Here is a 24,007-nt window from a genome sequence, read left to right on the forward strand (position 1 = left end):
TCATATTCCCTTGGCAAACAATAATATTCAACAAGAAAGAATAAACTTTGCGACAAGTAAGAAAGTATTGGAATATCCAGATTTCTTAGATGTGCAATTGGAATCTTTCAAGGAGTTTTTTCAATTAGAAACTACTTCTGACAACCGCCATCAGGAAGGGCTGTTCAAGGTATTCTCGGAAAACTTCCCTATTTCTGATTCAAGAAACATTTTTGTGCTAGAGTTTTTGGATTATTTCATTGATCCACCACGTTATGATATCCAAGAGTGTATCGAGCGCGGCTTGACTTATAGCGTTCCTTTAAAGGCTAAGTTAAAGTTATCTTGTAATGATGAAGAACACGAAGATTTCGAAACTATTGTTCAGGATGTATATTTAGGGACTATCCCTTATATGACTCCTAAAGGTACTTTCGTGGTAAATGGTGCAGAGCGTGTCATCGTATCGCAATTACACCGTTCACCAGGCGTTTTCTTTGGTCAAAGTAGACACACAAATGGTACTAAACTTTATTCTGCAAGGGTAATTCCTTTCAAAGGATCTTGGATCGAATTTGCAACTGACGTAAATAACGTCATGTATGCGTACATCGACCGTAAAAAGAAATTCCCAGTTACGACCTTATTGCGTGCTATCGGTTACGATTCGGATAAAGATATCTTAGAATTGTTCGATTTAGCGGATGAAGTAAAAGTTAGTAAATCTGGTCTTAAAAAATATGTTGGTCGTCGTCTTGCGGCTAGGGTATTGAAAAAATGGGTAGAAGATTTCGTGGATGAGGATACAGGTGAAGTTGTATCTATCGACCGTAACGAAATTATCCTTGAGCGTGAAACTGTTCTAGAAGAAGATCACATTGATTTGATTATCGAAGCTGGCGTTAAGTCTATTATCCTAGCGAAAGATGATGAATCAAACAATGCGGACTATTCTATTATATATAACACTTTACAAAAAGATACGTCCAACTCAGAAAAAGAAGCGGTAGAACATATCTATCGTCAATTGCGTAACGCTGAACCACCAGATGAGGAAACTGCTCGTGGTATCATCGATCGTTTATTCTTCTCTGACAAACGTTACGATTTAGGTGATGTAGGTCGTTACCGTATCAATCGTAAGTTGAAGTTGGGAACTCCGGATGATACGAAAGTATTAACCCGTGAGGATATCATTGCGATTGTGAAGTATTTGATCAATTTGATCAACTCTAAAGCTGAAGTAGATGATATTGACCACTTGTCAAACCGTCGTGTACGTACTGTAGGTGAACAATTATATGCTCAATTTGGTGTAGGTCTATCTCGTATGGCCCGTACAATCCGTGAGCGTATGAACATTCGTGATAATGAGGTGTTTACGCCAACCGATTTGATTAATGCTCGTACACTTTCGTCCGTAATCAATTCGTTCTTTGGTACAAACCAGTTGTCTCAGTTCATGGACCAAACTAATCCTCTTGCTGAAATTACGCACAAGCGTCGTTTGTCAGCTTTAGGTCCAGGTGGTCTTTCTCGTGAGCGTGCAGGTTTCGAGGTTCGTGACGTTCACTATACACACTACGGTCGTCTTTGTACAATTGAAACTCCTGAGGGTCCAAACATCGGTTTGATCTCCTCATTGGCTGTACATGCGAAAATTAACCACTTAGGATTTATCGAGACTCCTTACCGTAAGGTAAAAGATGGGGTTGTTGTGGTTGACGAGCCAGTCGTATATTTATCTGCTGAGGATGAAGATGGTAAAACAATCGCACAAGCGAATGCTTTGTATGATGACAAAGGTAATTTCGAAGATGCGAAAGTGAAAGCCAGATATGAGGGTGACTTCCCAATTATCGAGCCTAATATGCTTGATTATATGGACGTTGCTCCAAACCAAATTACATCTATTGCGGCTTCATTAATTCCTTTCTTGGAACATGATGATGCCAACCGTGCATTGATGGGATCGAACATGCAACGTCAGGCCGTGCCTGTATTGCGTCCACAAGCTCCTATCGTAGGTACTGGTCTTGAAGGTCGTGTAGCGAAAGATTCACGTACATTGATCAATGCGGAAGGTCATGGTGTAGTAGAATATGTAGATGCTGATGAAATCAAAATCCGTTACGACAGAAACGACGATGATCGTCTTGTATCATTCGATGATGATGTCAAAACGTATAAATTGATCAAATTCAAGAAAACCAACCAAAATACATGTATGAACTTGAAGCCTATCGTTAAGAAAGGTCAACGAGTTGAACCAGGACAGGTATTATGTGAAGGTTATGCAACTGAAAATGGTGAATTGGCATTAGGTCGTAACTTGAAAGTAGCGTTCATGCCTTGGCAAGGATATAACTTTGAGGATGCGATCGTAATTTCTGAGCGTGTAGCGAAAGAAGACTGGTTTACTTCTCTTCACATTGAAGAATTCGAACTTGAAGTTCGTGATACAAAACGTGGTGAGGAAGAGTTAACAGCTGATATTCCTAACGTATCTGAAGAAGCGACAAAAGACTTAGACGAAAACGGTATCATCCGTATCGGTGCTGAAGTTGGTGGTGGTGATATCTTAATTGGTAAAATCACACCTAAAGGTGAGTCAGATCCTTCTCCAGAAGAGAAATTATTGCGTGCAATCTTTGGTGACAAAGCTGGTGACGTGAAAGATGCTTCATTGAAAACTCCACCGTCATTAAAAGGTGTTGTTATCGATACGAAGTTATTCTCGCGTGCGAAGAAAATGTCTAAAGAGGTTGAGCGTAAAACTTTAGAGAAACTAGAGGTTGCTCACGATAGAGCAGTTAAATCATTGAAAGATCGTTTGGTTGAAAAATTATTCACTGTCGTGAATGGTAAAACAAGCCAAGGGGTATACAATGTCTATAAAGAGTTGTTGGTTGCTAAGGGAGCTAAGTTTACGCAAAAAATCCTGGCTGAATTAGATTACAACAACATCAACCCAATGGGATGGACAACTGACGAAGATAAAAACGAGTTGATCAAAATGGCCCTTCATAATTACAATATCAAAATTAATGAAGAGCTAGGTTCATTCAAACGTGATAAATTCGCAGTATCTGTCGGTGATGAACTTCCATCAGGAATTGTGCAGATGGCTAAAGTTTACGTTGCTAAAAAACGTAAGTTGAAAGTAGGGGATAAGATGGCCGGTCGTCACGGTAACAAAGGTATCGTTGCACGTATCGTACGTGATGAGGATATGCCATTCTTAGAAGATGGAACACCGGTTGATATCGTGTTGAACCCACTAGGGGTACCTTCACGGATGAACTTGGGACAGATCTACGAAACCGTATTGGGTTGGGCAGGTCAAAAATTGGGTGTGAAATTTGCTACACCTATCTTTGATGGTGCTGAAATGGATCAAGTACAAGATTGGGTTGCGAAAGCTGGCCTACCAAAATCTGGACGTACATATTTGTACAACGGATTGACAGGTGACCGTTTCGATCAACCGACGACAGTGGGTGTAATCTACATGTTGAAATTAGGTCACATGGTTGATGATAAAATGCACGCACGTTCAATCGGTCCGTACTCATTGATCACACAACAACCTCTGGGTGGTAAAGCGCAATTCGGTGGTCAACGTTTCGGTGAGATGGAGGTTTGGGCATTGGAAGCATTCGGTGCGTCTAACATCCTTCAAGAAATCTTGACTGTGAAATCGGATGACGTGGTTGGTCGTGCCAAAACTTACGAGGCAATCGTAAAAGGTAACAACCTTCCGACACCATCGGTACCAGAATCGTTCAACGTATTGGTACACGAGTTACGTGGATTGGGTCTAGATATCACATTGGATTAATTAAGCAAATAGGGCTTTGAAGGGCTCAGTCCTTCAAAGCTTCTTTATAAAGCTTTAACTTTTGAATAAGTATGTCTTACAAAAAAGATAATAAAATTAAAAGCAACTTCACTTCGATTACGATCAGCTTGGCTTCTCCAGAAACTATTTTGGAACGCTCAAGTGGTGAAGTTACAAAACCGGAAACGATTAACTATCGTACCTACAAACCAGAACGTGACGGTTTATTCTGTGAGCGCATTTTTGGTCCTGTGAAGGACTACGAATGTCACTGTGGTAAATACAAACGTATCCGTTATAAAGGTATCGTATGTGACCGTTGTGGTGTTGAAGTAACTGAGAAAAAAGTACGTCGTGAGCGTATGGGACACATCAATTTGGTTGTTCCTGTTGCACACATCTGGTACTTCCGTTCTCTTCCTAATAAAATTGGTTATTTATTGGGGCTTCCTACCAAGAAATTGGATATGATCATTTACTACGAACGTTATGTGGTTATCCAAGCTGGTATTAAGGAAGAAGATGGTATCAACTTTATGGACTTCTTGACTGAAGAAGAATATTTAGATATTTTAGATACCTTACCAAAAGAAAATCAATATTTAGACGATAACGATCCTCAAAAATTCGTTGCCAAGATGGGTGCTGAGGCGTTAGAAGATTTGTTGAAACGTATTGATTTGGATCAATTGTCATACGATTTACGTCACCAAGCTGCTAACGAAACTTCTCAACAACGTAAAAATGAAGCGTTAAAACGCCTTCATGTGGTTGAGGCTTTCCGTAGTTCACGTGAAAATATCGAGAATCGTCCAGAATGGATGATTGTGAAAATCGTTCCAATCATTCCACCTGAATTACGTCCTTTAGTGCCTTTGGATGGTGGTCGTTTTGCGACTTCGGATTTGAATGACTTATATCGTCGTGTGATTATCCGTAACAACCGTCTAAAACGTTTGATCGAAATCAAGGCTCCTGAAGTAATCTTACGTAACGAAAAACGTATGCTTCAAGAAGCGGTAGACTCTTTGTTTGACAACTCACGTAAAGTGAACGCTGTTAAGACAGAAGGTAACCGTGCATTGAAGTCTTTATCTGATATTTTGAAAGGTAAACAAGGTCGTTTCCGTCAAAACTTGTTAGGTAAGCGTGTGGATTATTCGGCTCGTTCGGTAATTGTTGTAGGTCCTCACTTGAAATTACACGAGTGTGGTCTTCCTAAAGATATGGCTGCAGAACTTTACAAACCGTTTATCATTCGTAAGATGATCGAGCGTGGTATTGTAAAAACAGTAAAATCAGCTAAAAAAATCGTTGATCGTAAAGATCCTGTGGTATGGGATATCCTTGAAAATGTATTGAAAGGTCACCCTGTATTGCTAAACCGTGCACCTACGCTTCACCGTTTGGGTATTCAGGCTTTCCAACCTACATTAGTAGAGGGTAAAGCTATTCAATTACACCCATTAGTGTGTACAGCGTTCAACGCCGATTTTGACGGTGACCAGATGGCAGTCCACTTACCGCTTGGTAATGCTGCAGTTTTGGAAGCCCAAATCTTAATGTTAGGTGCGCACAATATCTTAAACCCTGCGAATGGTTCTCCAATCACAGTACCATCTCAAGACATGGTATTGGGTCTTTACTATATTACTAAAGGCCGTAGAACTGCTGGCGATCACATCGTAAGAGGTCAAGATATGACTTTCTATTCGGCTGAAGAGGTTATCATCGCTTTAAATGAGAAGCAAATTGACCTTCACGCTTGGATTAAAGTAAAAACAAAAGTTAGACAAAAAGATGGTAGCATCGTTGATACCTTATTAGAAACAACTGTAGGTCGTGTGATCTTCAACCAAGTTGTTCCTGACGAAATGGGATTTGTCAATGAATTGCTTACGAAAAAATCTTTGCGTAATATCATCGGTGAAATTGTGAAGACTACGGGTATGGCCCGTGCAGCACAGTTCTTGGATGATATGAAAGAATTGGGATATCAAACGGCCTTCAAAGGTGGTCTTTCGTTCAACTTGGAAGATTTGAACATTCCTGCTGCGAAAGCTGAATTGATTCAACAAGCAACTAACGAGGTTGAAGAAGTAATGAATAACTATAACATGGGTTTCATTACAAACAACGAACGTTACAACCAAATCATCGATATCTGGACGCGTATCAACAACAGATTGACGGCACACGTTATGGATATTCTTTCGAATGATAACCAAGGATTCAACTCAGTTTACATGATGTTGGATTCTGGAGCCCGTGGTTCGAAAGAGCAGATCCGTCAGTTATGTGGTATGCGTGGTTTGATGGCGAAACCTCAAAAATCAGGTACTTCTGGTGGTGAGATTATCGAAAACCCGATCTTGTCAAACTTTAAAGAAGGTTTGTCCGTATTGGAGTACTTTATCTCTACCCACGGTGCGCGTAAAGGTCTTGCCGATACGGCATTGAAAACAGCGGATGCGGGTTACTTGACACGTCGTTTACATGACGTAGCGCAAGATATGATCGTTGTGGAACAAGATTGTGGTGGTTTACGTGGTATTTATACAACAGCATTGAAAGATAATGATGATGTTGTTGAACCATTGTTCGATCGTATTTTGGGTCGTACACCATTGCATGATGTTCTTCATCCGGATACTGACGAATTGATCGTTTCTGCAAATGAAGATATCACTGAGGAAATTGCCGAAACTATCGAAAAAGCAGGTATCGAAGGAATTGAGATTCGTACGGTATTAACTTGTGAGTCTAAGCGTGGTGTTTGTGCTTGTTGTTACGGACGTAACTTGGCGTCAGGTAAGCGTGTTCAGTTAGGTGAAGCTGTGGGTGTTATCGCCGCTCAATCAATTGGTGAGCCAGGTACACAGTTGACACTTCGTACATTCCACGTGGGTGGTACGGCATCGAACATTGCTGCTGATTCAAGTATCATTTCTAAATACGATGGTAAAATCGAATTTGAAAACGTACGTACTGTTTCGCAAACAAACGATAATGGCACACATCAGGTAGTCTTAGGACGTTCTGGTGAGGTTAAGATCATTGATGCACATAATAAAATCGTATTCCAACAAAATATCCCTTATGGTTCACAGTTGTTCGTTGAGGATGGCGGTACAGTAGCTAAAGGCGATAAATTGGTCGAATGGGATCCATATAATGCAGTAATTATTTCTGAATTTGCTGGTAAAGTTGAATTTGACGCAATTATCGAAGGTGTTACCTTCCGTGAAGAGTCAGATGAGCAAACTGGTCACAAAGAGAAGGTAATTATTGAAACACGTGATAAAACGAAAAACCCATCCATCAAGATTCTTGATAAATCGGGAGAGGTTATTCGTACCTACAATATCCCGGTAGGCGCCCACGTTGCAGTTGCTAATGGTGTAACAGTGAAAGAAGGTGGTATCCTCGTTAAAATCCCTCGTTCTACAGGTAAAACGCGAGATATCACAGGTGGTCTACCACGTGTAACGGAGTTATTCGAAGCACGTAACCCTTCTAACCCTGCTGTAGTAACAGAAATCGACGGTGTGGTAACATTGGGTGGTGTGAAACGTGGTAACCGTGAGATGTCTATCGAGTCTCGTGATGGTCAAATCAAGAAATACTTGGTACCTCTTTCTAAACATATCCTTGTTCAGGATAATGACTTTGTGAAAGCTGGTATGCCATTATCAGATGGTTCGATCTCTCCTGCGGATATCTTGTCGATCAAAGGTCCATCAGCGGTGCAACATTACATTGTGAATGGTATCCAAGAGGTATACCGTCTGCAAGGTGTGAAGATCAACGATAAACACTTCGAGACGATCGTTCACCAAATGATGCAAAAAGTTAACATCGAAGATCCAGGAGATACTCGTTTCTTAGAAAAAGAAGCCGTTAACAAATGGGATTTCATGGAGGAAAATGATTCCTTGTTTGACAAGAAAGTTGTTGTTGATGCAGGAGACTCCAATAATTTACGTCCAGGACAGATTGTTTCTTTACGTAAGTTGAGAGAGGAAAACTCAAGCTTGAAACGTCGTGACTTAAAACTTGTTGAAGTTCGTGAAGCAATTCCGGCGACTTCAAGTCCATTGTTGCAAGGTATTACCAGAGCTTCATTGGGTACAAAATCGTTCATCTCTGCTGCCTCTTTCCAAGAGACTACAAAAGTGTTGAACGAGGCTGCTATCGCAGGTAAACGTGATAACTTATTAGGTTTGAAAGAAAACGTAATTGTTGGTCACTTGATCCCTTCTGGTACAGGTATCCGTCAATACAGCAATTTAATCGTGGGCTCTCGCGAGGAGTACGATCAATTGTTGGCTTCGAAAGAAGAAGATTAATCTATCATAGATTATTTTATATAGAAAGGTCCAGGCAATATGTCTGGACCTTTTTTGTTTCTATAGCGACTTTATATGGTATAGAAGAACGTCGTAAAATATATTTAGCTTGCTCTTTTAGCGGTGAAATTGTTTGTTAAGGGAAGGGGCGAACTGAAATTTATAGCAAGCAGCTTGGCCGTTTAATTGGTTAATTTTACCTGATAGGACGGTTTAAAGCATAGCTATCTTAAATGAATCGTTCAATGTTACAGTTAGTTAACTTTAATATTAAAAAATAATAAACAAAAGGCTTGGAAGTTTGTTAGTAAACTTCCTATCTTTGCACCACTCCGCAAGGGAGGGACGGTTACCTCGAAAGAGGGAATCATGAAAAAAGAAGGGTTTAAGAGAAGCCTGGCAGGATTTAAAATCCCGCCCGGTTTAAGTTTAAACGCGGAAATCGAAAAAAGGGAAAAGAAAAAAAACTTCAAAAAGTTTTTGGAAGTTCAGAAAAGATTTCTACCTTTGCAGTCCCAACGGAAACGAAGGGAAAAACAAAACGATAAAGAGGGGCGCAATGCCTATCGGAATAAAGCAGATACGGAAGTTGAAGCGACAAAGTTCTTTAAGAAAACACAATCATGTAAGCGTGACGAGTAGACAAACGAAAGTCATGAACAAATTCAAGTAATTCGTTCAATTCGATCCAAGATCAGAGATATAAAAAAAGAATTCTGATTATGTAAATAGTTGGAATCAAAAACTTCATTTTACAATGGAGAGTTTGATCCTGGCTCAGGATGAACGCTAGCGGCAGGCCTAATACATGCAAGTCGGACGGGATCCATCGGAGAGCTTGCTCGAAGATGGTGAGAGTGGCGCACGGGTGCGTAACGCGTGAGCAACCTACCTCTATCAGGGGGATAGCCTCTCGAAAGAGAGATTAACACCGCATAATATAATTTCCCGGCATCGAGGAATTATTAAATATTTATAGGATAGAGATGGGCTCGCGTGACATTAGCTAGTTGGTAGGGTAACGGCTTACCAAGGCGACGATGTCTAGGGGCTCTGAGAGGAGAATCCCCCACACTGGTACTGAGACACGGACCAGACTCCTACGGGAGGCAGCAGTAAGGAATATTGGTCAATGGGCGGAAGCCTGAACCAGCCATGCCGCGTGCAGGAAGACTGCCCTATGGGTTGTAAACTGCTTTTGTCCAGGAATAAACCTAGATACGTGTATCTAGCTGAATGTACTGGAAGAATAAGGATCGGCTAACTCCGTGCCAGCAGCCGCGGTAATACGGAGGATCCGAGCGTTATCCGGATTTATTGGGTTTAAAGGGTGCGTAGGCGGCCTATTAAGTCAGGGGTGAAATACGGTGGCTCAACCATCGCAGTGCCTTTGATACTGATGGGCTTGAATCCATTTGAAGTGGGCGGAATAAGACAAGTAGCGGTGAAATGCATAGATATGTCTTAGAACTCCGATTGCGAAGGCAGCTCACTAAGCTGGTATTGACGCTGATGCACGAAAGCGTGGGGATCGAACAGGATTAGATACCCTGGTAGTCCACGCCCTAAACGATGATAACTCGATGTTGGCGATAGACAGCCAGCGTCCCAGCGAAAGCGTTAAGTTATCCACCTGGGGAGTACGCCCGCAAGGGTGAAACTCAAAGGAATTGACGGGGGCCCGCACAAGCGGAGGAGCATGTGGTTTAATTCGATGATACGCGAGGAACCTTACCCGGGCTTGAAAGTTAGTGAAGAGTGCAGAGACGCACTCGTCCTTCGGGACACGAAACTAGGTGCTGCATGGCTGTCGTCAGCTCGTGCCGTGAGGTGTTGGGTTAAGTCCCGCAACGAGCGCAACCCCTATGTTTAGTTGCCAGCATTTAAGGTGGGGACTCTAAACAGACTGCCTGTGCAAACAGAGAGGAAGGTGGGGACGACGTCAAGTCATCATGGCCCTTACGTCCGGGGCTACACACGTGCTACAATGGATGGTACAGCGGGCAGCTACATAGCAATATGATGCTAATCTCTAAAAGCCATTCACAGTTCGGATTGGGGTCTGCAACTCGACCCCATGAAGTTGGATTCGCTAGTAATCGCGTATCAGCAATGACGCGGTGAATACGTTCCCGGGCCTTGTACACACCGCCCGTCAAGCCATGAAAGTTGGGGGTACCTAAAGCATGTTACCGAAAGGAGCGTGTTAGGGTAAAACCGATAATTGGGGCTAAGTCGTAACAAGGTAGCCGTACCGGAAGGTGCGGCTGGAATACCTCCTTTCTAGAGTATCGAAGATCGGTGCTCGTCACGTTACATATGATTGCAAGAAGAAAAAACATCAGAAGAAAGTGCCCGCCCCGAAAGGAGCAGGACCGAGAGAAAGAGATGAACAAGATAAGCTAGTCCCGTAGCTCAGTTGGTTAGAGCACTACACTGATAATGTAGGGGTCAGCAGTTCAAATCTGCTCGGGACTACGAAAAAAAGAGGGGAATTAGCTCAGCTGGCTAGAGCACCTGCCTTGCACGCAGGGGGTCAACGGTTCGAATCCGTTATTCTCCACATCACCGGTGAAGTGTATAGCGATATACTTCAGGATACCGGAAAAAGAGTTCTTTGACATATTGAAAGAGAAAAAAAATTACAAGAGAAGACAACAGTATAGAGACAATACGTGTATGTGTTTGAAGTAAGGGAGAGGCCCTCGGTGAATGCCGAACGATCCCGAACCTAGCATACGGGTATATATATCAAAAGCAGCCGCATAGTAGCAAAAGGCTATGCCGGTGAAGAAAGTAAATAAGGGCACACGGGGGATGCCTAGGCTCTCAGAGGCGAAGAAGGACGTGATAAGCTGCGATAAGCTTTGGGGATTGGCAAATGCGACTTGATCCAGAGATTTCCGAATGGGGCAACCTGACTATTTGAAGAATAGTCGTATAAAACGCGAACGCGCTGAACTGAAACATCTAAGTAGGCGTAGGAGAAGAAAATAACAATGATTTCCCAAGTAGTGGCGAGCGAACGGGAAAGAGCCCAAACCGATCATGTTACGGCATGGTCGGGGTTGTAGGACCACGAGATTGTACAGCGCTATGAACTGGAAGCAGGTGGGAAACTGCGCGACAAGGGTGAGAGCCCCGTACAGGTAAAGAATGTTGACATAGTGGTATCCTGAGTACCGCGGGACCGGAGAAATCCTGTGGGAATCCACCAGCACCATCTGGTAAGGCTAAATACTCCTGAGAGACCGATAGTGAACCAGTACCGTGAGGGAAAGGTGAAAAGAACCCCGAACAGGGGAGTGAAAAGAACCTGAAACCGTGTGCTTACAAGCGGTTGGAGCAGGCAGGTCCTGTGACAGCGTGCCTTTTGCATAATGAGCCTACGAGTTACTCTTGTCTGGCAAGGTTAAGTCCTTCAGGGACGCAGCCGAAGCGAAAGCGAGTCTTAATAGGGCGCATAGTCAGATGAGGTAGACGCGAAACCTTGTGATCTACCCTTGGGCAGGTTGAAGTTGCAGTAACATGTAATGGAGGACCGAACCGATAAACGTTGAAAAGTTTCCGGATGACCTGAGGGTAGGGGTGAAAGGCCAATCAAACTGGGAAATAGCTCGTACTCCCCGAAATGTTTTTAGGAACAGCGTCGGCGTAGAGTTTGATAGAGGTAGAGCTACCGATTGGGTGCGGGGGAGTCAAATCCTACCAAATCCAGACGAACTCCGAATGCTATCAAATATAGCCGGCAGTGAGGCTTTGGGTGCTAAGGTCCAAGGCCGAGAGGGAAAGAACCCAGACCATCAGCTAAGGTCCCCAAATTCGTTCTAAGTTGAACTAACGAGGTCCGGTTGCCCAGACAGCTAGGATGTTGGCTTGGAAGCAGCCATTCATTTAAAGAGTGCGTAACAGCTCACTAGTCGAGCGGCCGGGCGTGGATAATAAACGGGCATCAAGAACGGTACCGAAGCTATGGATTTGCATTGAAAGATATGCATCTGGTAGGGGAGCATTCCATCGCCGGGGAAGCAGTTTGGCAATGAACTGTGGAGGTTATGGAAAAGCAAATGTAGGCATAAGTAACGATAAGGCGGGTGAGAAACCCGCCCACCGAAAGACCAAGGTTTCCTGATCAACGTTAATCGGATCAGGGTCAGTCGGGACCTAAGGCGCACCCGAAGGGGGCAAGCCGATGGACAACTGGTTAATATTCCAGTACTCTTCATAACTGCGATGTGGTGACGGAGTAGTGACACTGCCGCGAACTGACGGAATAGTTCGTTGAAAGGCGTAGGTATAGGGACGGTAGGCAAATCCGCCGACCCTGCTGAAACCCAATAGTACAGCAAAGCTCCGGTGGCGCTGATAGAGCAGGTAAACAGACTTCCAAGAAAACCCGCTAAGCTTCAGGTTATGAAGACCCGTACCGCAAACCGACACAGGTGGTCGAGGAGAGAATCCTAAGGTGCTCGAGTGAGTCATGGCTAAGGAACTCGGCAAAATGGCCCTGTAACTTCGGGAGAAGGGGCGCTGTCTCGTAAGAGCAGCCGCAGTGAAAAGGCCCAGGCGACTGTTTAACAAAAACATATGGCTTTGCAAAATCGCAAGATGAAGTATAAGGCCTGACACCTGCCCGGTGCTGGAAGGTTAAGAGGGGATGTCATCGCAAGAGAAGCATTGAATCGAAGCCCCAGTAAACGGCGGCCGTAACTATAACGGTCCTAAGGTAGCGAAATTCCTTGTCGGGTAAGTTCCGACCTGCACGAATGGTGTAACGATCTGGGCGCTGTCTCAGCCATGAGCTCGGTGAAATTGTGGTATCGGTGAAGACGCCGATTACCCGCAACGGGACGGAAAGACCCCATGCACCTTCACTATAGCTTAACATTGAGATTGGGTACAGGATGTGTAGGATAGGCGGGAGATGTTGAAGTGGCTTCGCCAGGAGTCATGGAATCAACCTTGAAATACCGCCCTTTCTGTATTCGGTTTCTAACTCCCTTATGGGGAGGACATTGTTTGGTGGGTAGTTTGACTGGGGTGGTCGCCTCCAAAAAGGTAACGGAGGCTTTCAAAGGTAAGCTCAGTACGCTTGGTAACCGTACGTGGAGTGCAATGGCATAAGCTTGCTTGACTGTGAGACCGACAAGTCGAACAGGGTCGAAAGACGGACATAGTGATCCGGTGGTTCTGTATGGAAGGGCCATCGCTCAAAGGATAAAAGGTACGCTGGGGATAACAGGCTGATCTCCCCCAAGAGCTCATATCGACGGGGAGGTTTGGCACCTCGATGTCGGCTCGTCACATCCTGGGGCTGGAGAAGGTCCCAAGGGTTGGGCTGTTCGCCCATTAAAGTGGCACGCGAGCTGGGTTCAGAACGTCGCGAGACAGTTCGGTCCCTATCTGTTGTGGGCGTTGGAAGTTTGAGTGGATCTGACCTTAGTACGAGAGGACCGGGTTGGACAGACCTCTGGTGAACCTGTTATGCCGCCAGGTGTACGGCAGGGTAGCTACGTCTGGAATAGATAAGCGCTGAAAGCATCTAAGTGCGAAACTAGCCACGAGATGAGACTTCCTTATAGGGTCGTAGAAGATGACTACGTTGATAGGCCATAGGTGTAAAGGTTGAGAGACCAAAGCCAAGTGGTACTAATAGCCCGAAGCTTTCTCAAGCAGACAGACACTGTTGTCTTCCTCTTTAATTTTTAAGAAACAAACAGGAAACGAACCTCTTTCAATACATATGTCATTTGGCATGAATCACATGATAAGAATATCATAGATCATCCAATAAAGATTTTTAGGTGCCTATATCGGCGGTGTCTACCTCTTCCCATTCCGAACAGAGCAGTCAAGCCCGCCAGAGCCGATGGTATTGCCGTAACAGGTGGGAGAGTAGGTCGGTGCCTTTTTTTACACGGAAGCCCTTGCTGGAAACAGTCAAGGGCTTCTTTCGTTTAGATACTTCCGTATTTCCCTGTACAGGCTATGGCAAATCCTCCGCCTATCGGTTATCGCAGCACAGGACCGTCGGTGAGCCGGTCCATCGGCAGCTGTTCCGCAAACGGTAGCAGTCCTGCAGCCTGCACTGACCGTGTCAAATCCTATTACTTTTTACCTGTATCCTATAGCTGCATATCGGCAAGTACAACAAGGGCTACTCCTGCTACTAGCCTTGTCAAGCTATATTGTTTTTCGTCTGTATCGTATTGCTGCATATCAATTGGCCTTGCAGTAGCTACTTGTAATACTATATATGCGATCCGACTGTTGGGAAGTATATAGGTAGTGGTTACAGATATAGCTATCAGAATTACATGTTATACAGCTATTTTCCACTATTATTAAGCTTTATGGGCAAATATCCCTGTCTCAGCTGTGCTGTCTCGATAACTTACAGATGGGAGAAAATCTCCCTTTCTAGGTATATCATTCGTATTTTTACGAGATATTATCTAATTTAGTTGTTATTGCATTATATGATGATAAAAGTAAAACAGGTATTGGTTTTTGGTTTTTTAATCGTATTCTTTTTGAAGAATAATCGATTAAATGCGCAAAATAAATCTTTAGATGATGGTGTGCTACGAATATTGGCCATCGGTAATAGTTTCTCGGAAGATGCTATTGAACAGAATTTATATGAATTGGCGAAAGCCGGGAAGAAAAAGATAGTGATCGGCAATCTCTATATTGGGGGAGCTCCTCTAAGTTTACATGTAAGTAACGCAAAAGAAGATAAGCCGGCTTATCGCTACCGCAAAATAAATCTTGACGGGCAAATGTCCGAGAAAACAAATGAGCGCTTATCTGAAGCGCTTATCGATGAGGCTTGGGATTATATTAGCTTTCAGCAAGCAAGTCCGCTATCAGGAGATTATGATTCGTATGCGAAGGACCTGCCGCCTTTATATGATTATGTAACAAAACATATTCTATTTCCTGAAACTAAGTATATATTGCATCAAACTTGGGCATATCAGAACGGTTCATCGCATGAAGGTTTTGTTCGTTATAACCGTAACCAAGATAGTATGTATAGCGCTATTGCCAATACTTCGCAAGAGGTGTTTAACTGGGGTAATTTCGATCTGTTGATTCCTTCGGGTACAGCTGTTCAGAATGCACGTTCGAGTTTTGTGGGGGATAATTTTACACGTGATGGTTATCACCTAAATCTGAACTATGGACGTTTCGTTGCTGCCTGTACCTGGTATGAGGCGTTATTCCATGAAAATGTACTGAACAATACATTTTTACCGCTAAAGGTAACCTATGTAGAGGGAGCAATTGCGCGAGCAGCAGCACATAAGGCAGTGGAATTCCCCTATGCTGTTACCGTATTAAAAGATTTTCAATTAATGAATTAGTATTTATATATCAAAAAGAGCTATTTGATCGAATTGGATCACGAAACAAAAAATACCAAACGTATTCTAGAACGGATACCGGACGATAAATTGGATCGGCGTCCACACGAAAAATTGATGAGTTTGGGCGAATTTCGCCGAACCGGATTGGTTTAATGAATGGGTACTTAAAGCTGGGGAACATGAGATTGCCCGTTTGCCACGAGCGGGAGCGATACGTTTTATTGTCAATAATCATATCGTTCATCATCGTGGTCAGTTGACTGTTTATTTGCGATTATTGGATATTGCTGTACCAGGCTTATATGGACCATCGGCAGACGAAGCAATGTCTAGTTAATGTTGTCATCTAATTATTAGGTATAAAAAAAAGGGAATCAAATTTGATTCCCTTTTTTTATATGCTCGATGGTCTAATTATTTAGCCAATTCTTCTGCGATTGCTTTTCCAATTTCAGCTGGAGATTCAACAACACGAATACCACACTCACGCATGATTTTCATTTTTGCAGCAGCAGTGTCATCTGCACCACCTACAATTGCACCAGCGTGTCCCATACGACGTCCTGGAGGCGCTGTTTGACCTGCGATAAATCCAACAACAGGTTTAGTACCGTGTTCTTTGATCCAACGAGCAGCTTCAGCTTCCATTCCACCACCAATTTCACCGATCATGATGATCGCTTCAGTTTCAGGGTCATTCATTAATAATTCAACAGCTTCTTTGGTTGTTGTACCAATGATAGGGTCACCACCAATTCCGATTGCTGTTGTGATACCTAATCCTGCTTTTACAGTTTGATCTACGGCTTCGTAAGTTAAAGTTCCTGATTTAGAAACAACACCTACATTACCTTTTTTGAAGATAAATCCTGGCATGATACCGATTTTAGCTTCGCCTGCAGTGATGATACCTGGGCAGTTAGGACCGATCAAACGAGAGTTTTTGTCGCTCAAGTAAGATTTTACTTGGATCATATCTTTTGTTGGGATACCTTCTGTAATACAAACAATCACTTCGATACCAGCAGCGGCAGCTTCCATGATCGCATCTGCAGCAAATGCTGGAGGTACAAAAATAATAGAAACATTAGCTCCTGTAGTGTCAACTGCATCTTGCACAGTATTGAATACAGGACGGTCTAAGTGTTGTTGACCACCTTTACCAGGAGTAACACCACCAACTACATTTGTTCCGTACTCAATCATTTGAGTAGCATGGTAAGTACCTTCGTTGCCAGTGAAACCTTGAACGATTACTTTTGAATCTTTATTAACTAATACACTCATTTCTTCTTTAAATTTTGCACACAAATCTACTATTTTGCTTTCTAAAATGGAAGCAATGTGAATAGGAATGTGACCTTTATTGATAAATTTTTAATTGAAATTGCGTTTTTGGATAAAATCCCAAAGAATAATGCCAATTGCGACAGATACATTTAAGGAATGTTTGGTTCCGTATTGGGGGATTTCGATGCAGGTATCAATTTTTTCCATGACATCTTCATCTACTCCATTGACCTCATTTCCAAAAATCAATGCATACTTTTTGTCATTTTCTGGTTCAAACTGATGTAACATAACACTATCATCTGCTTGCTCGATGGCAATAATGACATAACCTTCTGACCGAAGCTGATCAACAACAGCTGTGGTATCTTTGTGGTATTCCCAAGCAACTGATTGAGTAGCCCCGAGGGCGGTCTTTTCGATTTCGCGATGGGGAGGTGTGCCCGTAATGCCACACAAGTATATTTTTTCAATAGCAAATCCGTCTGCAGTACGGAAGGCCGAGCCTACATTATGCATGCTCCGTACATTGTCCATAACGATTGTGATAGGAGTTTTTTCTTGTTTTTTAAACGATTCAACATCTGTACGTTGAAGTTCATCCATCGATAATTTTTGCATGTCGCAAATATACTAAACCTAAAAAATAAAATAGATTTTGAATATTGAAAATAAGGTGTTATTTTTGCAGTCCGAATTACAAGAAAAAATTGAATAAAAATTAGCTAAAAAAAATGGCAAATCATAAATCAGCGATCAAAAGAATTAGAGCAAACGCTACTAAACGTTTAAGAAACCGTTACCAAGCAAAAACTACACGTAACGCAATCAAAAAATTACGTCACACTACTTCTGCAGAAGAAGCAAAAACATTGTTACCACGCGTAATTTCTATGCTTGATCGTTTGGCAAAGAAAAATGTGATCCACAAGAAAAAAGCTTCTAACAACAAATCTAAGTTAACAAAATTTGTTAACGGTTTAGCGTAAGCTTTTCGTATAGATATAGAGGGGTACAGCTCGCTGTATCCCTTTTCTTTATGTTATATACTTTGGATTTCTCTTTCCAAGCGAATGGTAAATAAAAAAGCATCGATATTCGATGCTTTTTTATTTTAAAACTGACTTGGAGTGTTTTTTATTGTTGCAAATTTGGAAGTAGCTCCGCGATGACCTTTTTCAATTTGTTGGGATCTTTCATGTAAGGTTCTAAATCGTAAAGTTCCACTTTTTTAAAGTCAATGGGATGACTCTCACTCTGCAGTGAAATAGTCCCCTTACTTAAAAGCTGACCATCCTTTTTCACTTTAGGATCGAAACCACTTACATTACCGCCTCCAATTTGCGGTTTATTATACTGTAATACGACCTTGTTTTCAAGGATATGTTGCACAAGTGAGTCTCCCAATACCAAGAAATCAGCAGTTACCCATTGATCTCCAGCATAGGTTTTTGATGTTGAGCTGATGCAATGTGGTGTAAATAGCTTATTGTCGATCACAACGTTTGTGCCTGGTGTACAAAGGTTACTTGTGGTCCGTTCGTCCTTGCCATTTCCACCCAGCAGTTGCCCTTCGATCGATATTGGAAAGTCTTGATCCACACCCATGGTATTAGGATCCTGTCCATGTAGCATGGCTCCGCTATTACGCCAGGCCCAACCTTCTCCACCATTTACCTGTTCACCAACAAATCTGTAAGTGACGCGCAATAAATAAGCTGAGAATTCTTTATTGTAGAATAGATGGCCATACTGAAAATTAAAATTATCATAACCATCATATCTTACTTTGAGTAAACCGTCTTCTACACGAAATGTATTTTTATAATTATCCCCAACTTTGTGGTTTCTGATTTTTGGGGTCCAGTTCTTCAAATCTTTCCCATTAAATAACTGAATGGGTTTGGGTTTTTTATCTTGAGATTTGGCAAATAAAGAAGTGCTGAGCAATAAAATTCCAGCACTATAAATGATATGTTTGAATTTCATCCTGAATTAGGTTTATTGACCTAAATTAGGTAAACATTTTTAAATAAGCAATTCTTTTTGTTTGACATATTCGCTTGGACGGATACCGACGACCTTATTGAATGTGTTACTAAAGGTGGGGAGACTATTGTATCCAACTTTGAGTGCAACTTCATTTACACTTAGTTTTTCGTCTAAAAGGAGCTTAAGAGCAGTCAGCATTCTGAGAATCGTGTAGTACTGGATAAAAGACATATTTAATTCTTTTTGAAATAGTCTGGCTAATGTACGTTCACTAATGTTAAATAATCCGGCAAGTTTTTTAAAGCTGACATTTTCCTCTATATTCTCTTCGAGGTAAGTAACGATATCCTTTAATTTCTGATGATTAGGATAGGGCAAGGCCAATGGAAGCTCATGCAGCGATAATTCCGGCAAGATAAGTTTAAATGCAGTAGCAATACTATATTTAGGTTCTTCGACCGGAAAGATATTGCCATTCCAGCGGTTGGTAAACATAATCAGCTCTATCAAAAGATCATTTACTGGATAGATTCCCATTTTGCTATAGAAGGGTGCGTCATTATTGGTTTTGGGAAAGTACAAATTACGCATAACGACCTCCGGTGTACTTGGATGAATACTATGTTTTATGCCAGCGGGAATCCACAAATAATGTCGGGCAGGTAGAAAATATGATTTTTCCTCTGTCTTAACAAATACGACACCGCCTTCTGTATATAAAAATTGGTCCTTATCGTGGCAATGTTCGGAAATATGATTCTCTGCAATAATAGCGTGGTGACAGTAAATGCTATCTTCAAATGAGTCTACTTCCGTCATATAATAACGGTTGACATATTTAGCATCTGTCGTTATATCTTGTGTATTCATTTTAACCTATAATACTATGTCACAAAGGTAAGACTTTTTTACTAGACCCCACCTTTACTTCTTGAAAGTGAGTGTATGCTTACGTTAAAATGGCAATTAATCGACGAGAGAGTTAGTCTTTACTTACTTTAGTTTTGCCTTTGTTATTGTAAGTTATTTGTTATCAGTGTGATATATATTATCGATCAGTGTGATATAAAATATTTTTTTATTATGATTTGTTGTATATTTTTGATTTATAGCGAGTTGTGTCTTTTTAGTCTCGTTTGGATAATTTTGTGTCGAATGGTAATAAATATGCAGTTTAAAAAAATGCTAAAATTGTTTGGTTAAGAGGTGGGAAAATATAACAAAGAACTTTACAAATAAGGGAAATATATAGGTTTCAATTTCTTAAGTTTACAATAATGGAATAAAATCAAACTATAACAATATGGCTTACGAAAGAATAAAAGTTCAAAGCTTACATGATAAAGTGATTACAGCGGAAGAAGCTGCTAAGCTATTTCAAAACGGAATGGTCGTTGGATCGAGTGGTTTTACTAAGGCTGGAGACAGTAAGGTTGTGTTACCAGCCTTGGCTGAACGTGCAAAAGTGGATCCATTGAAAATAACCCTGATTACTGGGGCTTCGTTGGGACATGGAACAGACGGTAAATTGGCGGAAGCGGGGGCACTATCCAAGCGGATGCCTTTTCAGGTAGATCGTATTTTACGTAATAAAATTAATGCCGGGGATGTGCTGTTTATTGATCAGCATCTAAGCGAAACAGCCGAATTGCTGCACAATAAGAATTTGCCTCAGGTGGATATTGCTGTTTTGGAAGTAGCAGCAATAGAATCAGACGGAAGTATTGTTCCAACGACTTCTGTGGGAAATTCGGCTACTTTTGCTGCATTGGCTAAGCAGGTTATTTTGGAGGTCAATACTGCGATACCGATGACGATTAAAGGGATACATGATATTTACCAAGCAGAAGATTACCCTCGCCGTAATGTTATTCCGATTGTAGCACCTGAAAATAAAATTGGGCGTAAAACTATTCCTTTGGACGCAAGCAAGGTGGTGGGAATTGTGTTTACGAATGAGCTTGATAGCCCAGCCGATATTGCTGAACCGGATACCAAAACTACAGCGATAGCGAAGCATATTTTACAGTTTTTCGAAAATGAAGTAGAGCTAGGTCATTTGTCAGAAAGCTTGATGCCCCTCCAAGCGGGTATTGGAAAAGTAGCTAACGCTGTTCTAACTGGATTTATACATAGTAAGTTCCGTAATCTAACGATGTTTTCTGAAGTGTTGCAAGATAGTACCTTTGACCTTATCGATGCTGGAAAACTGGATTTTGCTTCTGCTTCTTCAATTACTGTTTCGGAAGAGTGTTATTCAAGAGTGTTCGATCATTTGGATCGATACCGCGATAAAATTGTATTGCGCCCACAGAACATTTCCAATACACCTGGACTGATCAAACGTTTGGGAATTATAGCAATTAATACAGCCATAGAGTTTGATATTTATGGAAACGTAAATTCTACCCATACTTCGGGAACAAATATCATGAATGGTATCGGTGGATCGGGTGACTTTGCACGTAATGCTTATTTGAGCATCTTTGTTACACAGGCAGCCTCTAAAGGGGATGCAATTTCTCATATTGTTCCTATGGTTTCTCACGTAGATCATACCGAACATGATGTCGATATTTTGGTAACAGATTATGGTTTGGCAGATTTGCGTGGTTTAGCGCCTCGTGAGCGAGCGAAAGTAATTATTGAGAACTGCGTACATCCCGATTATAGGGAGCAGCTATCAGACTATTATAACCGCGCTTGTGAAAGGGGAGGGCATACACCACATTTGTTAGAAGAGGCTTTTAGCTGGCATATTAATCTTCGTGAAAAAGGAACAATGAAAAAAGATCACTAACCGAGGGCGCGCGGTTACATATAGATTAAATGTATAAAGAAAGGCGAGGTTTAATGGTAGACTTCGCCTTTCTTGATGTATAACTATCACAAAGAAAATCACGTATTCATTTTATTGGCACGTTCGCCGATGATATCACAGACGTACCATTGATTGCCCATGGTTATATAGGTGCAGGCTTTATGGATGGATTCATAACTTCCCATTTCTGTTGTGGCAATGAGACGATCTGTCAAGTGTAACTGCTCGGCCTCAGGAACGAATAGCATAATTTCCCTGGCCGCAAACTCCAGAAGTGGAAATCGAACTTTCTTTTTCAGTAAACACTCTTGTGAGCTTAATATACGGCATTCAATACCGGATTGCTGTCCTTGCTGTTTCGCAGCTGCGACAATTTCTCGGATCTGTACTTTACTGGTAATTTGGTCCATAGCGCTGCTCGAATCCCTATTCTTGATCTTTATAAATATTCCAATAATTAAAGTCTGTCATTGGGGCATCCGTAATTCCAATAGCTCGACCCATTGTAACGATTTGTCCCCTATGATATGTTCCGTGGAGGATCAGCTGTTGTATGTATTCATACTTCGTGAAATCGCATTGAAACCATGGTGATTCCACTTTGATATTTTTTTCAAGATCTAACTCCGATAGCTTGTTTATATAATCCACAAGTTGGACTGAACTTCTTCTTAGCGCTTCAAATATTTCTTCTTTTGTGGTTCGCTTTTTTTCAAAATCGAAATCATTGCTTTCTGAAATGTGGCTCCACCAATATTCCTGTGTCTGCAAGATGTGGTTTAAGGTTTTCAAAATGGTCGGGAAGCTTGAAGGTACCTCCTGGTTAAGTTGGTCGTCCGATTTATCAGCCAGCCAATTGATGTATTTATTGACAACCCAGTCGTTATACTCGGCACTTTTTGTGATTAAGGTCTTTAAACTCATAATTTCAATCTATAGTATGGTTTTTAATGAAATATTTACTAAATATAAATCCTTTTTGGAAAGAATTTATATTAAATTTCATAGCAGATAGACTGTTTGATAAGCTGCTTTGGAAGTTTTCATTTTTGTAAAATTGAGGCAGGTATAGCCCTGTACGCTAAGCGTAACTTCTTTGCAATAAATAAAAAGTGTTGTTCATATTTTTTATATTTATTTTGCAATAGCAGAATGGTTTAGCATTTGTCGAATGCGCAAGATACCAATAGAAGATTTGACAGCCGCTTGAGCTTGTTGGATTAACCAATTATAATAAATATGATAAAAGCAACGCATTGTATTCTTTCTCTACTAGCCATGTTGTTTATGAACATGGGGAACGCCCAAGTTAATAATTTACAGGAATCCAAAAAGGATTTTGATGAACGGATGCATTGGTTTAGGGAAGCAAAATATGGAATGTTTATTCATTTTGGGCTTTATAGTCAACTTGGAGGGATATATAAAGGGAATTCAACCAAAGGATATGCCGAGTGGATACAATCGGAAATGAATATTCCGAAGGCAGCCTATTCGGAGCTGATTAACACATGGAACCCCAAGGACTTTAATGCAGATCGTATTGTTCAATTGGCTAAAGATGCCGGAATGAAGTATATTGTCCTGACGACCAAACACCATGAGGGGTTTTGTCTGTGGGATTCCCCCTACACAGATTATGATATAGCTTCGACGCCAATGAAAGGAAGAGATCTCGTGCGGGAGTTGTCCACAGCTTGTAAGAAAGCTGGGATCAGATTTGGTACCTACTACAGTATTATCGATTGGCATCACGATTCGCAATATGTCGATCCTAATGGTAAAGGCGATTGGGGCCAGATCCTCATCAAGCCAGAACAGAAAGCTGCTTATATTCAATACATGAAAAATCAATTGAAAGAATTGGTTGTAAAGTATGATACCGACATCCTTTGGTTTGATGGGGATTGGGTGAACTGGTGGGATATGGCCGCAGGAGAAGATCTTTATCAATATCTACGCAAATTGAAGCCCTCTCTTATCATTAATAACCGCGTAGCAAAGCGTGATCAATTTAAGCGAGATTTTGGAACGCCTGAACAAGAACATCCTGGAGCGTTACTGGATTACGATTGGGAAGCCTGCTATACCCTTAACAATTCTTGGGGATATAAAAAATCAGATAATAATTGGAAATCTCCCACAGAAGTAAATACTAAGCTACGAGAGATAAATGAAAAAGGTGGAAATTTGCTGCTCAATATTGGACCTGATGCTAACGGAAACGTGCCGGTTGCTAGTAAAGAAATTTTGTTGAAAGCAGCCGCAGAGCGCAAAAAGAACTAATCTAAGCAATATTCGCTGTTTATTTACTCATGGCAAATGTTTTGGAAAAAAGAGTGTTATTTAATCTTACTTATCA

Annotated in this window: 14 protein-coding genes, 2 tRNA genes and 3 rRNA genes; 13 read left to right on the top strand and 6 right to left on the bottom strand. The window is 41.6% G+C overall.

What is annotated here, in order from left to right:
• The first annotated feature begins 10 nt into the window (after positions 1-10).
• The 10 genes from rpoB to K2F45_RS04950 all read left to right on the top strand — a co-directional run bounded on the left by rpoB (position 11) and on the right by K2F45_RS04950 (position 15,879).
• Complete coding sequence (gene rpoB, locus K2F45_RS04905) at positions 11-3,820, top strand: DNA-directed RNA polymerase subunit beta (protein ID WP_046672286.1); 3,810 nt, start codon at positions 11-13, stop codon at positions 3,818-3,820.
• 71 nt (positions 3,821-3,891) lie between these two features.
• Positions 3,892-8,169 carry a DNA-directed RNA polymerase subunit beta' gene (gene rpoC, locus K2F45_RS04910; protein WP_070566328.1) on the top strand — a complete coding sequence of 1,426 codons (4,278 nt, stop codon included), beginning with the start codon at positions 3,892-3,894 and terminating at the stop codon, positions 8,167-8,169.
• Positions 8,170-8,538: 369 nt separating this feature from the next.
• Entirely contained in the window at positions 8,539-8,811 is a 273-nt protein-coding gene (locus K2F45_RS04915) for a hypothetical protein (RefSeq protein ID WP_248933039.1), read from the top strand.
• A 112-nt stretch (positions 8,812-8,923) separates the two neighbouring features.
• Positions 8,924-10,452 (top strand): 16S ribosomal RNA (locus K2F45_RS04920).
• 121 nt (positions 10,453-10,573) lie between these two features.
• Positions 10,574-10,647, top strand: a tRNA-Ile gene (locus K2F45_RS04925).
• An 11-nt stretch (positions 10,648-10,658) separates the two neighbouring features.
• Positions 10,659-10,732, top strand: a tRNA-Ala gene (locus tag K2F45_RS04930).
• A gap of 227 nt (positions 10,733-10,959) precedes the next feature.
• Positions 10,960-13,841, top strand: a 23S ribosomal RNA gene (locus tag K2F45_RS04935).
• Between the two features lie 128 nt (positions 13,842-13,969).
• Positions 13,970-14,081: ribosomal RNA gene (gene rrf, locus K2F45_RS04940) — 5S ribosomal RNA — on the top strand.
• The 16S, 23S and 5S rRNA genes sit together here with 2 tRNA genes alongside, the layout of an rRNA operon.
• A gap of 567 nt (positions 14,082-14,648) precedes the next feature.
• The gene (locus tag K2F45_RS04945) at positions 14,649-15,539 is read left to right on the top strand and encodes a DUF4886 domain-containing protein (protein WP_248933040.1); all 891 of its coding nucleotides are present in this window, start codon (positions 14,649-14,651) and stop codon (positions 15,537-15,539) included.
• A gap of 259 nt (positions 15,540-15,798) precedes the next feature.
• Positions 15,799-15,879 (top strand): hypothetical protein, encoded by an 81-nt coding sequence (locus K2F45_RS04950; RefSeq protein WP_335682273.1) that lies wholly within the window; start codon positions 15,799-15,801, stop codon positions 15,877-15,879.
• A 77-nt stretch (positions 15,880-15,956) separates the two neighbouring features.
• Here K2F45_RS04950 and sucD read toward each other — a convergent pair whose 3' ends face one another.
• The gene (sucD, locus tag K2F45_RS04955) at positions 15,957-16,829 is read right to left on the bottom strand and encodes a succinate--CoA ligase subunit alpha (RefSeq protein WP_070564656.1); all 873 of its coding nucleotides are present in this window, start codon (positions 16,827-16,829) and stop codon (positions 15,957-15,959) included.
• Positions 16,830-16,919: 90 nt separating this feature from the next.
• Positions 16,920-17,453 (bottom strand): RNA methyltransferase, encoded by a 534-nt coding sequence (locus K2F45_RS04960; protein ID WP_070564659.1) that lies wholly within the window; start codon positions 17,451-17,453, stop codon positions 16,920-16,922.
• Between the two features lie 113 nt (positions 17,454-17,566).
• Between K2F45_RS04960 and rpsT the strand changes: the two genes are divergently transcribed.
• Positions 17,567-17,821: a 30S ribosomal protein S20 gene (gene rpsT / locus K2F45_RS04965; RefSeq protein WP_046671646.1), complete on the top strand. Its 255-nt coding sequence runs from the start codon at positions 17,567-17,569 to the stop codon at positions 17,819-17,821.
• Between the two features lie 148 nt (positions 17,822-17,969).
• Here the strand turns inward: rpsT and K2F45_RS04970 are convergent, their stop codons facing one another.
• Complete coding sequence (locus tag K2F45_RS04970; RefSeq protein ID WP_075991192.1) at positions 17,970-18,821, bottom strand: 3-keto-disaccharide hydrolase; 852 nt, start codon at positions 18,819-18,821, stop codon at positions 17,970-17,972.
• Between the two features lie 39 nt (positions 18,822-18,860).
• Positions 18,861-19,694: an AraC family transcriptional regulator gene (locus K2F45_RS04975; protein WP_075991193.1), complete on the bottom strand. Its 834-nt coding sequence runs from the start codon at positions 19,692-19,694 to the stop codon at positions 18,861-18,863.
• 433 nt (positions 19,695-20,127) lie between these two features.
• On the opposite strand from K2F45_RS04975, the gene K2F45_RS04980 reads away from it, so the two are divergent.
• A complete protein-coding gene (locus tag K2F45_RS04980; RefSeq protein WP_070564668.1) occupies positions 20,128-21,624 on the top strand; it encodes a succinate CoA transferase in 1,497 nt (498 codons plus the stop codon).
• A gap of 98 nt (positions 21,625-21,722) precedes the next feature.
• Here K2F45_RS04980 and K2F45_RS04985 read toward each other — a convergent pair whose 3' ends face one another.
• Positions 21,723-22,055, bottom strand: coding sequence for a hypothetical protein (locus K2F45_RS04985; protein WP_075991194.1), 333 nt, complete (start codon positions 22,053-22,055; stop codon positions 21,723-21,725).
• A 16-nt stretch (positions 22,056-22,071) separates the two neighbouring features.
• Positions 22,072-22,569, bottom strand: coding sequence for a DinB family protein (locus K2F45_RS04990; RefSeq protein ID WP_075991195.1), 498 nt, complete (start codon positions 22,567-22,569; stop codon positions 22,072-22,074).
• A 315-nt stretch (positions 22,570-22,884) separates the two neighbouring features.
• Here K2F45_RS04990 and K2F45_RS04995 point away from each other — a divergent pair, with 315 nt between their 5' ends.
• Entirely contained in the window at positions 22,885-23,931 is a 1,047-nt protein-coding gene (locus K2F45_RS04995; RefSeq protein WP_083663493.1) for an alpha-L-fucosidase, read from the top strand.
• The last annotated feature ends 76 nt before the right edge of the window (positions 23,932-24,007 follow it).

This window comes from Sphingobacterium siyangense (assembly GCF_023277505.1).
Taxonomy (GTDB): Bacteria; Bacteroidota; Bacteroidia; order Sphingobacteriales; family Sphingobacteriaceae; genus Sphingobacterium; species Sphingobacterium siyangense.

Coding starts and splice junctions, on each gene's coding strand:
- K2F45_RS04945 (WP_248933040.1), top strand. CDS start 14,649: ATGATGATAAAAGTAAAACAGGTATTGGTTTTTGGTTTTTTAATCGTA.
- rpoC (WP_070566328.1), top strand. CDS start 3,892: ATGTCTTACAAAAAAGATAATAAAATTAAAAGCAACTTCACTTCGATT.
- K2F45_RS04975 (WP_075991193.1), bottom strand. CDS start 19,694: ATGAATACACAAGATATAACGACAGATGCTAAATATGTCAACCGTTAT.
- K2F45_RS04995 (WP_083663493.1), top strand. CDS start 22,885: ATGATAAAAGCAACGCATTGTATTCTTTCTCTACTAGCCATGTTGTTT.
- K2F45_RS04990 (WP_075991195.1), bottom strand. CDS start 22,569: ATGAGTTTAAAGACCTTAATCACAAAAAGTGCCGAGTATAACGACTGG.
- rpsT (WP_046671646.1), top strand. CDS start 17,567: ATGGCAAATCATAAATCAGCGATCAAAAGAATTAGAGCAAACGCTACT.
- K2F45_RS04985 (WP_075991194.1), bottom strand. CDS start 22,055: ATGGACCAAATTACCAGTAAAGTACAGATCCGAGAAATTGTCGCAGCT.
- sucD (WP_070564656.1), bottom strand. CDS start 16,829: ATGAGTGTATTAGTTAATAAAGATTCAAAAGTAATCGTTCAAGGTTTC.
- K2F45_RS04980 (WP_070564668.1), top strand. CDS start 20,128: ATGGCTTACGAAAGAATAAAAGTTCAAAGCTTACATGATAAAGTGATT.
- K2F45_RS04960 (WP_070564659.1), bottom strand. CDS start 17,453: ATGCAAAAATTATCGATGGATGAACTTCAACGTACAGATGTTGAATCG.
- K2F45_RS04970 (WP_075991192.1), bottom strand. CDS start 18,821: ATGAAATTCAAACATATCATTTATAGTGCTGGAATTTTATTGCTCAGC.
- K2F45_RS04915 (WP_248933039.1), top strand. CDS start 8,539: ATGAAAAAAGAAGGGTTTAAGAGAAGCCTGGCAGGATTTAAAATCCCG.